Origin of the sequence: Dakarella massiliensis (genome assembly GCF_001182045.1) — a bacterium.
GTDB lineage: Bacteria > Pseudomonadota > Gammaproteobacteria > Burkholderiales > Burkholderiaceae_F > Mesosutterella > Mesosutterella massiliensis.
Genome location: NZ_CVTY01000007.1, coordinates 345,364 through 357,051 on the forward strand (window position 1 = coordinate 345,364; position 11,688 = coordinate 357,051).

11 protein-coding genes are annotated in these 11,688 nt (G+C 60.9%); 8 read left to right on the forward strand and 3 right to left on the reverse strand.

Annotated features, from left to right (window positions below; genetic code table 11):
- Positions 1–90 precede the first annotated feature (90 nt).
- From BN1936_RS07870 to BN1936_RS07885, 4 genes are all read left to right on the forward strand, one after another.
- On the forward strand, positions 91–1,275 hold the full coding sequence (locus BN1936_RS07870; protein WP_049687107.1) for a M20 metallopeptidase family protein: 1,185 nt from the start codon (positions 91–93) through the stop codon (positions 1,273–1,275).
- A 20-nt stretch (positions 1,276–1,295) separates the two neighbouring features.
- Positions 1,296–2,471 (forward strand): M20 metallopeptidase family protein, encoded by a 1,176-nt coding sequence (locus BN1936_RS07875; protein WP_022444412.1) that lies wholly within the window; start codon positions 1,296–1,298, stop codon positions 2,469–2,471.
- Positions 2,472–2,494: 23 nt separating this feature from the next.
- Positions 2,495–3,085, forward strand: a complete 591-nt coding sequence (locus BN1936_RS07880) for a carbonic anhydrase (RefSeq protein WP_022444413.1) — start codon at positions 2,495–2,497, stop codon at positions 3,083–3,085.
- Between the two features lie 78 nt (positions 3,086–3,163).
- The gene (locus BN1936_RS07885) at positions 3,164–4,438 is read left to right on the forward strand and encodes an arsenic transporter (protein ID WP_022444414.1); all 1,275 of its coding nucleotides are present in this window, start codon (positions 3,164–3,166) and stop codon (positions 4,436–4,438) included.
- Between the two features lie 75 nt (positions 4,439–4,513).
- Here the strand turns inward: BN1936_RS07885 and BN1936_RS07890 are convergent, their stop codons facing one another.
- The 3 genes from BN1936_RS07890 to BN1936_RS07900 form a co-directional block, all read right to left on the reverse strand.
- The gene (locus BN1936_RS07890) at positions 4,514–6,313 is read right to left on the reverse strand and encodes a [FeFe] hydrogenase, group A (protein WP_049687108.1); all 1,800 of its coding nucleotides are present in this window, start codon (positions 6,311–6,313) and stop codon (positions 4,514–4,516) included.
- Positions 6,313–8,346: an FAD-dependent oxidoreductase gene (locus BN1936_RS07895; protein ID WP_049687109.1), complete on the reverse strand. Its 2,034-nt coding sequence runs from the start codon at positions 8,344–8,346 to the stop codon at positions 6,313–6,315. The genes BN1936_RS07890 and BN1936_RS07895 overlap by 1 nt, the downstream gene beginning before the upstream one ends.
- Positions 8,347–8,682: 336 nt before the next feature.
- A complete protein-coding gene (locus BN1936_RS07900) occupies positions 8,683–9,057 on the reverse strand; it encodes a RidA family protein (RefSeq protein ID WP_049687110.1) in 375 nt (124 codons plus the stop codon).
- A gap of 384 nt (positions 9,058–9,441) precedes the next feature.
- Between BN1936_RS07900 and BN1936_RS07905 the strand changes: the two genes are divergently transcribed.
- The 4 genes from BN1936_RS07905 to BN1936_RS07920 all read left to right on the forward strand — a co-directional run bounded on the left by BN1936_RS07905 (position 9,442) and on the right by BN1936_RS07920 (position 11,636).
- Positions 9,442–9,804 (forward strand): hypothetical protein, encoded by a 363-nt coding sequence (locus tag BN1936_RS07905; protein WP_022444420.1) that lies wholly within the window; start codon positions 9,442–9,444, stop codon positions 9,802–9,804.
- Positions 9,805–9,917: 113 nt separating this feature from the next.
- A complete protein-coding gene (locus tag BN1936_RS07910) occupies positions 9,918–10,331 on the forward strand; it encodes a 6-pyruvoyl trahydropterin synthase family protein (protein ID WP_049687112.1) in 414 nt (137 codons plus the stop codon).
- A 28-nt stretch (positions 10,332–10,359) separates the two neighbouring features.
- Positions 10,360–11,040 (forward strand): radical SAM protein, encoded by a 681-nt coding sequence (locus BN1936_RS07915; protein WP_022444422.1) that lies wholly within the window; start codon positions 10,360–10,362, stop codon positions 11,038–11,040.
- Between the two features lie 152 nt (positions 11,041–11,192).
- Complete coding sequence (locus BN1936_RS07920; protein ID WP_049687113.1) at positions 11,193–11,636, forward strand: IS3 family transposase; 444 nt, start codon at positions 11,193–11,195, stop codon at positions 11,634–11,636.
- Positions 11,637–11,688: the final 52 nt, after the last annotated feature.

Below are 11,688 nucleotides of genomic sequence, written 5' to 3' on the forward strand. Positions count from 1 at the left end.
TATGAGGTATTGCCTGCCGCCGCCTCATCCGTCCGGTTCCCTCCCAGTTAATATGGGTAGAACACAAAAATTCCGAGGGAGGGCATCGAGATGAACTTCAATTCACTTCGCGACGCGTATCGCGAGGAAGTGATCAGGACGCGCCGCGCTTTCCACGCGGCCCCTGAACTCAGCGGACACGAGTGGAACACGGCTGAGCGGATCCGCGCCATTCTCACCGGCGCCGGCATCCCCTGGGAACCCTGCGGAAAGGAGCTTCCGGGGACGCTTGTCACGATCGACGGGGTCGGGGCCGGAAAGACCATTCTTCTCCGCGCGGATATCGACGCGCTGCCGATTGAGGAAAAGAATGATGTTCCCTATAAGAGCGGCACGAAGGGCGTCATGCATGCCTGCGGACACGACTGTCACATCGCGATGCTGCTTTCCGCCGCGAAAATCCTTTACGAACACCGGACCGTATTCCCGGGCCGCGTGAAATGCATCTTCCAGCCAGCGGAGGAAAACTCCCGGGGCGCGCTCGACATGATCGCGGGCGGCGTGCTGGACGGCGTCGACGCAGCATTCGGAATTCACGTCGCCTCCTCGGTCCCCTCCGGAAAAATCTCTCTTCGCAGCGGTCCTTCCACCGCCGCGACTGACTTTTTCAGGATCACGCTTCACGGCAGAAGCGGTCACGCCGCGCGGCCTAACGAATGCATCGATGTCGCGCCCGCGATTGCCTCTCTCATTCTTGAACTTCAGACCATCAAGAGCCGGGAAGCGAATCCGCTTTCCACTCTTGTTCTCACGATCGGCACCATTCATTCCGGCTCCCGCTGGAACGTGATTTCAGGCGAAGCCTCGATCGAAGGCACCGTGCGGAGCTATGACCCCGCGGTCCGGGATCTCGCGGAAACATCCCTCAGGCGGATTTCAGAGGATGTCGCGGCCGCCTACCGCTGCACTGCTGATGTGACTTACGACCGGCTCTGCGACGCGCTGGTGAACGATGAAACGATGACCGGCATCGCCCGCGAGGCGTCCGAAGCCGTGCTCGGTGCCGGGAGCACCGTGATCAACCCGCCTGGCACCGGGGGCGAGGATTTCAGTTTCTACGCAAACCTCGTGCCGTCATCCTTCGCACACCTCGGGGTCCGGAACGAGGCCTGCGGCGCTGATAAGCCGCAGCACTCGGACTGCTACATGGTGGATGAGAACGCGCTCGTTGATGGGGCCCTGATTCACGTGGCCACCGCGCTTCGCTTCCTCACCGGGTCCACTGGACAGAATTAGCTTAAGGGACGACTGAGACTATGCTGGATATTGAAAAGCTGAAAACCGAGTACGAACCGTACGTGATCCGCATGCGGCGCTACTTCCACGCGCACCCTGAGCTGAGCGGAAAAGAACTGAAGACGTCCGCCGCGATCCGCGCGGAACTGGACACCGACGGGATTGAGTGGCGGAGCTGCGGAAAGAGCCTCCCCCAGGGGACGCTTGGGACAATCAAAGGCGATCTGCCCGGAAAAACAATCCTCCTCCGGTCCGATATCGACGCGCTCCCGATCACGGAGGCAACGGGACTTCCCTTCGCGAGCGAGAACCCGGGCGTCATGCACGCCTGCGGGCATGATAACCACATCGCGATGCTGCTCACCGCGGCGAAAATCCTCGCCGCGAACCGGCATGAGGTCCGGGGCACAGTGAAAGTCCTCTTTCAGCCCTCCGAAGAGGTCGGAATCGGCGCTCTCGACATGATTGAGGACGGGGCGCTCGAAGGCGTCGACGCGGCGTTCGGCATGCACGTGTGGCCTGAACTCGCGTCCGGCCGCGTGTCGCTCGAACCCGGTGCCCGGATGGCGTCCACGGATCGCTTCCGCATTGATATCAAAGGAAAAGCGGGGCACGCCGCGGCGCCTCACCTCTGCGTCGACGCGACACCGGCCGCCGCGTTCCTCGCCGTGAACCTGCAGACACTTGTCTCCCGATCAATCAGCCCAGCATCTTCCGCCGTACTCACGGTCGGAAGCCTCCACTCAGGCTCCCGCTGGAACGTCACCTCCGGGAGCGCCTACCTCGAAGGCACCGTGCGGTGCTTTGATGAAGAGACCCGGAAGACGATCCGCGAAGGCATGAAGAGAATGGCGGACCGTGTCGCTGCAGCTCATGGCTGCACCGCGGAAACCACCTACACCTGGCTCTCGGACGCGGTGATCAATGACCCGGATATCACGGCGGTCGCGGCAGGGGCCGCAGCCGAAGTGCTCGGACCTGACGGTCTCGCCTCTGTTCCCCCGACGCTTGTCGGCGAAGACTTCGCGGTCATCATGCATCGGGTGCCGTCCGCTTTCGGATTCTTCGGTATCCGGAACGAAGCCGTGAAGGCTGCTTTCCCGCTTCACACGGATCGCTGCACGTCTGACGAATCCGGCTTGATCGGCGGGGCATTGATTTTCGTGAAAACCGCGTATAACTTTCTTAATCGGTAAAACGCTTTAAGAAGAGGCGGATCATGGGCACCATGAATGGATATAACACCGGGCTCCGGGCCCGCGAGGCGCTCGAGCGGCTGAAACTCGGGAACGACGCCTATGTGAACGGGCAGCGGTTCGGGGATCTCTCAGACGCCCGAAGGCTCGATACCGCGGAGCACGGCCAGAACCCGTACGCGGTGATTGTCTGCTGCTCAGACTCACGCTCGATCCCCGAAGTCGCTTTTTCCTGCGGTATCGGCGATATCTTCGTGATCCGGGTGGCCGGCAACGTGATCGATAACCATCAGCTCGGGTCGATCGAATACGCCGCCTCCCACCTCGGGATCCGCCTCATCGTGGTGCTCGGCCACACGCACTGCGGCGCGGTGGGTGCCGCGATTCACCACGCGCCCGAGGGGTACGTGAAGACAATCACGGATGAAGTGCTGAAGGCGATCGGGGACGAGAAGGACGAGTACAAGGCCGCCTGCCTCAACGCCGAAGGCAGCGTAAAGCGGATTGAGACGTCGCTTGAGATTCAGCGGGAAGAGTCTGAGCATGGACTCGCTGTTCTCCCCGCTATCCTCGATATTGAGACCGGCAAAGTCAGATTCCTCCGGGAACTCTAAAATTCAGATCCTGTTCCGTGAACCCCGATCCGTTCGGACCGGGGTTTCGTTTTTTCCGCCTGAATTTCTTCTTTTCCCATGACCGCAGTCCTTATCTTCCTCGCGACACTTCTTCTCGTGATCACCCAGCCCCGGGGACTCGGGATCGGCTGGAGCGCGGCAGCCGGCGCCATCGCGTCACTCCTTCTCGGAACCGTGACGCTCTCGGATATCCCGACCGTCTGGTCCATCGTCTGGAATGCTTCCGGGACGCTCATCGGGCTCATCATCATCACGCTTATCCTCGATGAAGCGGGGTTCTTCAAGTGGTGCGCGCTGAAGGTCGCACGGGCTTCAGGCGGAAGCGGCGCGAAGCTTTTCACGCTCATTATTCTTCTCGGCGCAGTCATGTCCGCGTTTCTCGCGAACGACGGCGCGGTGCTGATTCTCACCCCGGTGGTGCTCGCGCTTCTCACGCCGCTCGGCGTTCCGAAGGTGCATCAGCTCGCTTTTGTAATGGCAGCGGGGTTCATCGTGGATACTGCGAGCCTTCCGCTCGTGAGCTCCAATCTCGTCAACATTATTTCAGCGGACTTTTTCCGCTTCACGTTTACGGACTATGCCCGCGTGATGATTCCGGTTGATATCGCGTCAGTTGCCGCAAGTCTCGCGGTGCTCTGGATCGTTTTCCGGCGCAGCATCCCGAAGCGGGTCGATATCACGAAACTCCCCGCGCCGGACTCCGTGATCCGGGATCCCCTCCTCTTCCGAGCGGGGTGGGTGGTGCTCACGCTGCAGCTCGTCTTCTGCTTCGCATCATCCTTCCTCCGGATTCCGATTTCCGCCGTGACGCTGACATCCGCCGCCATCCTTCTCCTCCTCTCACGGAGGAACCGCGTGGTGCCTGCGGGGCAGGTACTGAAGGACGCCCCCTGGTCCATCGTGATCTTTTCGCTTGGCATGTATCTCGTGGTGTACGGCCTGCAGAATGACGGCGCGACCTCTCTCCTCTCCGCCGCGCTCAGCCGAATCGGAGACTCGGGAACCGGAGCCGCAGCGTTCGAGGCGGGATTCATCGCGGCCGCGCTTTCTAGCGTCATGAATAACCTCCCCTCCACCATGATCGGGGCGCTTTCGATCGACGCGGCGTCCGTTTCTGACGCGGTCCGGACCGCGATGGCCTACGCGAACGTGATTGGCTGCGACCTCGGGCCGAAGATCACTCCGATCGGAAGCCTGGCCACGCTTCTCTGGCTCTCGCTTCTCTCGCATAAAGGGATCCGTGTCACCTGGGGTTACTACTTCAGGCTCGGCGTCATTCTTACGATCCCGGTGCTCGCGGCGGCGCTCGCCGCCCTCGCGCTCGTGATCTGACCGCAAAGAAAGGGCCGGAAGAACGGGGGCCTTGCCGCCCCTCTCCTTCCGGCCTTCAGATCCAGTCAATCCGGATCAGCCAAGCTTCACAAGTTTCCAGATCTGCGAGATCGTTTCCGGAGCCGGTTCTTTCGCCCGGTCCGTGAAGTGCGTGTGAAGCAGGTGATGCGCGAGTTCGCTGTTCGGTTTTCCGAGGAACTCGTCATAGAGCCTGATCACATCCGGGTTCTCGTGACTCTGACGGTAAACGCGGGCGCGGTCGATCTGATACACGGTCTTCGCGCGGGCTGCGGCGTGCGAGAGGTACGAATTCTTGATCCGCGCCGTGCCGCCGCCATCGATACAGCCGCCGGGGCAGGCCATCACTTCGATGAACTGATAATCCGCCTTTCCGGACTTCACGCGCTGGATCAGTTCTTCCGCGTTCCGGAGACCATTCGCGACCGCAATCTTCACGCTGCCGCCAGCACCGAGATCGACCGTCGCTTCCTTGATCCCCTCCATGCCGCGGACCGGGAGATACTCGATCCCGTCGAGATTCTTCCCCGTCACCACGTGATGCACCGTGCGGAGAGCAGCTTCCATCACCCCGCCCGTCACACCGAAAATCATGCCGGCGCCGGTGTTTTCCGCCATGAAGGGCGAATCGTATTTCGAGGGTTCGAGAGTCGGAAGGCTGATACCGTAGCGGCGGAGAATGCGCGCGAATTCCCGGATCGTGATCACGAGATCCGTGTCCGGCATACCGTCACGCGCGAGCTGCGGCCGCGCCGCTTCCTCTTTCTTTGCCGTGCAGGGCATGATCGAAATAAAGCGGAGCTTCTTCGGATCGATGTTATGGGTCTTCGCGAACCACGTCTTCGCGAGCGCCCCGAAAATCCCCTGCGGCGAGCGGGTCGTGGAGAGATTCCCCATCATCTCGGGGTGATGCTTTTCCACGTAGGTCACCCAGCCCGGGCAGCAGCTTGTCATCATCGGAAGGGTGCCGCCCGTACGGAGCCGGTTCAGGAACTCGTTCCCCTCCTCCATGATCGTGACGTCCGCACCCCAGTTCACGTCGCAGACAAAGTCCGCTCCGAGCATCTTGATCGCGGTGATCAGCTGCCCCTCGGTGTTCTTTCCGGGCTCAAGACCGAATTCATCACCGATCGTCACCCGGGCGGACGGCGCGAAGGCGACGATCGTCTTGATTTCCGGATCGTCAAACCAGTCGATCGCGGTGTCGCACTGATCCTTTTCGCCAAGCGCCCCCGTCGGGCAGACAAGCGTGCACTGGCCGCACTCAACGCAGCCCGGAGAGTCGATCCAGCGATCCGCCCCGGCGATCCCGACACCGCGCTTCGTCCCGATGTCATCAAGCGTCAGAGCGCTGATCCCCTGCACTTTGCGGCAGACCTCAACGCAGCGCCCGCAGCGGATGCACTTATTCACGTCGCGTAGCAGTCCGTGCGCGCTCGTATCCACCGGACGCTTCGCGATGAAGCGGCCGTTGCAGCTGTTATTCTGCAGCCCCACATAGAGCGCCACGTCCTGCAGCTCGCAATTGCCGTGACGGACGCAGGACGCGCAGTCCTGGTCATGATCAGAGAAGATCCACGCAGCCTGCTGACGCTGGCGGTGACGGACTTCAGGCGTATGCGTGAAGACCGCCATGCCTTCGAGCATCGGCGTCGTGCAGCTCGTCACAAGCTCCCGTTTCCCGGGCGTTTCTTTCCGCTCGATCTCCGTAATGCACATGCGGCAGGTGCCAGGCGTGTGATCCAGCGGCAGCAGCGCGCAGAGCGTCGGAATGAAAATCCCGAGGCGCTTCGCGACCTGCAGAATCGTTTCCCCTTCCTCAAACGTGACGGGGCGGTTATTGATCCAGGCGTTCATCAGTTCGTCCCCCTCGCGGATGCGGTCAGGTTTTCGGTGTCAGGGCTGCGATGCAGCGCTTCGTTTCCGGGAATCGGGCGCGGTGTAGCGACAGCCATCATGCGGTAGCAGCGCATGCAGCGGTCCGCTTCGTAGCGGGCGACGTCGTCTGAAAACGTCTGATCCACCTCGCGGAAATTGCACTCACGGGATTCCACAGGAATCGTCGGAACGCGGTGCCGGGGCATCTTTTCCATCGGGACCGTCGGGCCGCCGTCCTCAAGAAGCTCACAGTCGCGGATGATTTCCCCCATCCTCGCGCGGGGCGTAAAGCCGACTGACCCGCGGGAGAGGTATTCATCAATCGAATTCGCGGCCTGCTGCCCTTGCGCAAGACCGCCGATCAGCGTGGTCGGTCCCGTCGCGCAGTCGCCGCCCGCGAATACGCCGGGGCGCGTTGTGGCAAGCGCCGGATTCACGCTGATGTTGCCATAGCGGTCCAGAATCACGCCGTCCGCGTCTGAAAACACGTCACGCTCGAGCTTCTGCCCGATCGCGGCGATCACCATGGCGCACGGCACATCAAATTCGCTTCCTTCCACCGCGCGGACCGCTGGGCGGCCGCGGGAATCCGTGCCCCGGATTTCCATCTTCGTGAGTTTCACGCCGGTGACGTGCCCGTTTTCGGAGAGAATCCCAACGGGGTTCGTGAGGAAATGGAATTCCACGCCTTCATCCCGCGCGGCCTCAATTTCCTCGCGGTCAGCGGAGGCCTGGGCCTCGGTGCGGCGGTAAACGATATGCACTTTCCCGGTCGCGATACGCTTTGCCGTGCGGCAGCAGTCCATCGCGACGTTTCCGCAGCCCACCACGACGACGTCCCCATGGATCTGGGGCGGGAGGCCGTCCGCAACCGATTTCTCGATTTCAAGAAGGAAGTCGATGCCGTTCTGATAGCCGGCGAGCGACCGGTCCTCAGCGGGAAGCCCAAGGTACGCGCCTTCGGCGCAGCCGATTCCGAGGAACACGGCGCCGTACCCGTCATCAAAGAGACTCGACACCGTGAAGTCGCGTCCTAGCCGCTGTCCGAAGTGCCATTCACCGCCGAGCTCTCCGATCGCGTCCGTTTCTTTCTGAAGCAGCCCCTTCGGGAGCCGGTACGGGGGAATGCCGCGAAGCGCCATGCCGCCCGCCTTTTCATCCTTATCGAAGATATCGACTGGGTAGCCCTTCATGAGAAGGTGATACGCGCAGTTCAGCCCTGCGGGACCCGCGCCGACCACGGCCACCCGGGCCTTTGAGTAGTCGATCACCGGATCCATGCCGTGGAAGAGGTCCGAAATCGCCGCTCCGGCGTTATCCGACACATAGCGCTTGATATCCTTGATCGCGACGGAACGGTCAACATAATTCCGGCGGCACGCCGCTTCGCACGGGCGCACGCAGACGCGGCCGCAGGTGGCGACAAGCGGATAGTGGTGCAGGAGCACCCCCGCCGCGAGATCCGGATGCCCGTCCTTCACGTAGTCGATATAGCGGGGAATATTCACGTGCGAGGGGCAGGCCTCGATGCACTTCGCCGTGATCGTCATATACATATCGCCTTTCAGCGGCGCCGCGGTGCTGATCAGGCGGTCCCTGAAGTATTTCAGCGCCCCGATCATCGCTTCCGGGGTCGTGCGTCCGATGCCGCAGAGACTCGTGTACTTCATCTGCTCAGCGGAGTCGAGCATGTGGTCCCAGTTGACCGTATCGCCCCGGCCTTCCACCGCGTCGCGGAGGCACTCCGCGAGCAGAATCGACCCGGTGCGGCAGGGCGTACAGGCGCCGCACGAATTCTCGCGCGCGAGCGCGTAGTAGCGAAGCAGCACTCCCGCGAGCGACACATTGGGGTCGAAGACGAGGAAGCCGAAATTACAGACCACCGCGTCCACCGGATTTCCCGGGTTAAAGGTCTCGATCTTATCGAGCGGCAGATCGAGGGGCGCGGCGCGCCCCCCTTCCGTGTTGTCGTACTTAACGCCTTTCCAGACGCCGTATAGGATCTTTCGCATAGGTTCTCTTTAAGTCGGAAGGCTCGCTGCGGGATCTCGCGCCCCGGCATCAGCCTTCCTTTCCGCGGCAGACACAGGGAGTCACCTCCCGGAGAGCCTGCCGTGCGTGCGTCTCCTCTTTGGCACGAATTGCTGGTTTTCCAGTCTGCTTCTTGCTTCGGGCGGTACCTGGAGTCCTCGCGGGGAAAAAATTCAGAGTTTCTTCCCCCGCCGGCTCTTCTCTTTTATCCGCCGTCTGACTTCACCATCATAGTAAGAAGCCCGCGCTTTTTGACCCGGCTTTGGCAGTACCCGGAAGTACTCCGAAAGCAGAGCCGGGAAAGCATATCCTCAGAGTCAGAGTTCCGCCACTGCCTCGATTTCAACGAGGCACCCGAAGTGAAGCTCCGGCACCGTCACCACGATCCGGGCCGGGCGATGGTCGCCGAAATACGCGGCGTACTCCTCGTTCACCGGACCCCAGTATTCCCCCTTCGTGGTATAGACGCGGCACTGAACGACCTTCGAGCGGTCGCTTCCCGCAGCCTTCAGCACGCGGTCGACGTTCTCAAGCGCCTGCCTCGCGTGTGCCCGGATATCGCCCTTGCAGACTTCGCGCGTATCCGGGTCAAGCGACAGCTGCCCTGACACATAGACCATGCCGTTTGAGATAACACCCGGCACGTAGTGCCCCGAATTCACCCCTTTGAAATGAGGATCCACGTATTTCATTCTGACGCTCCTAATTCTTTTTAATTATGTCTTACGGGTATGGATTGTAATGATTTTGGGGAAGAGAGACGAGAACTGCGCGCCAGAAATCTGACTCGGAGTAACCCGGAAAATGGCTTCCCCCGCTCTCAAACCCGGAGCCTGAACACGGGATCCCGGTGTCATCCAAAAAGCCTAGAATTTCCCGTTCGGATTTCGCGCCGCAGCTTTCTCCTGTCCGTTATGTTCCGCGGATAAGAGTGCTCCTCGGTCCGGCACCGAAAAGATTTGAAACAGTTGGAAAAACTGGAATTCAGACGGCTTTTTCACCATCTGTTAAAGTGCAGTACTGAGTTTTCGTTTTTTTATTTTTATCAGGGATCCTCTGACCTCAGATTCTTCATTATGCGATACGCTATTTTCGCGGCCGCCGCGGCCGCGCTTCTCACAATTTCCCTCGGGGCCTCTGCGGCGCCCGGAGTCTCAGTCCTCGAAGTGTCGAAGCCTGTCGGGCTCTCATACCTGATCGGAGAAGCGAAGAATCTGGAAATCGTGAAGGTAGAGGGCCGGATCGTGAAGCAGCTGGAAAAGAACCGCTTCCTCCTCACCGATCGCTCGGGGCACGCGGTTGAAGTGGTGCTGGACCCGAAATTCGGGCTTCCGAAGGTCGGAGCGCTCTGCCAGCTTTTCGCCCGGGTGCATAAGGGCGATAACGGCGTGGTGCTTCACGCCTGGTCGCCCCGGGTGATCGCGGATAACGCCGGCTGACCGCCCTCCCGGCTCCTTCGCCTCATTCGCCAAAGCGGCCCCCTTATAATGAGGGTCGCTTTTTTGTTTTTACTTTTTCTCCATTCAGGAATTCCATTCCCACTGCTGCCGCCATGTTTACCGTTACGCGTTACCACGACATCTCCTGCGGCCATCGGGTGTGCGGGCACGAAAGCAAGTGCTCCCACCTCCATGGCCATAACTACCGCATCACGTTCTGCTGCGCGGGAGAACTGGATTCGCTCGGGCGCGTGATCGACTTCTCGGTCATCAAGGAGAAGCTCTGCGTGTGGCTGGAGGAGCACTTTGATCACCGGTTCCTCATCTGGACCGAGGATCCGCTCGCGGATGCCCTCCTCTCGCTTGACCCGAAGGTGGTTCAGGTGCCGTTTAATCCGACCGCGGAAAATATCGCCGAGTATCTCGTCACCGTGGTGAGCCCTGAGCAGCTCCGCGGCACGGGCGTCAAGCTGATCCGCTGCGACGTGGAAGAAACGCGGAAATGCACCGCGACCTATACGCTTTGATTCGGGAAAGATAGGAACTGCTGCCAGAATGGAAGAAATCCGTTATTCCATCAACGAAATATTCGCGTCAGTACAGGGTGAAGGGCTGCTCGCCGGAACACCCGCGGTCTTTGTGCGGCTTCAGGGCTGCCCCGTGCACTGCCCCTGGTGCGACACCAAGTATTCCTGGAAAGAGGATGGCTCCGGAACCACGAAGATTCCGCTTTCCGAAGTTCTCGTGAAAGACAGCCGTCCGAGATCCGCGGACGCATCCCTTGATGAACTCGTGAATCTCATTCTGGAACGCTGGCCCCGTATCCCGCTCGTCGTCATCACAGGGGGAGAACCCGCTGAGCAGCCGATCCGGCCGCTCACCGAGCGTCTGATCGCAGCCGGGAAACGCGTATCGCTTGAAACCTCCGGGTTCCTTGAAATCGATGTAGCGCCTGAGACTTTCGTCACGGTGTCCCCGAAGATCACGGTCCCGGGCGGCCGGGTGCTCGACTCGGCGCTGGAGCGCGCGGACGAAGTGAAGATGGTGATCGGGGATGAATCAGACCTCGCCGCGCTTGACGCGATCACGGATAAGATCCCCGCGTCGACCCCAATTTCCCTTCAGCCGCTCTCCATGGAAGATTCCGCCGCGTCACTCTGCTTCCGGACCGCGGTGGAGCGCGGCGGCCGCTACCGCGTCTCGGTTCAGCTCCATAAGGTGCTCCGCGTTCGCTGAAACACGGTATCAGGGGGAGGAGTTCCCCTCCCTCACCGGTGTTTCCCCTCCCCTCTTTTGACGCAAATTTGAAATCGGCGCATTACTCTCCTGAGAGATTTTTTTAACTACGGCGAAGGCCCTGTTTTCTTCGCCTCTTTTCTCAGGATGTCATGACGACCCTCAATGAGACCCGCACGGGATCCGCGCTCACCGACGACGAAATCCGTGCGAAGTATGAAGCGCCTTTCCGGCACGGCGCGGGAATGGCGGACAGCCGGGCAAAACGCCTCGCCGCGGCCCACTTCATTGAATCGCTCCGGGAGGATGGCATCCCGATCAGCCGGGCCTGCCGTATTTTCGGCATGCCGCGAAGCTCCTTCTACTACCGGAAGGAAAACGCGCTCGTGTCCGTCAAGAAACGCCTTGAGTCGAACCTTGAACTTGCGCAGCGGATCCGGGCAGCACAGGAAGCAGCCGGCTGGACACTCGGAAGCCGCCGTGTCGCTGAAGCCCTGAAGCATGACGGGTACCCGAGAAAGCCCGGACACAACCAGGTCGCCGAAGTCATGCGGTCCGCGGGTCTCGGCCCCCGGAAAACAAAAGAGAAAGCCTGAACAAAATTCTTCTCTCCGGAAGAAAATGAGCGCCGCGGCGAGTCCCCCCGTC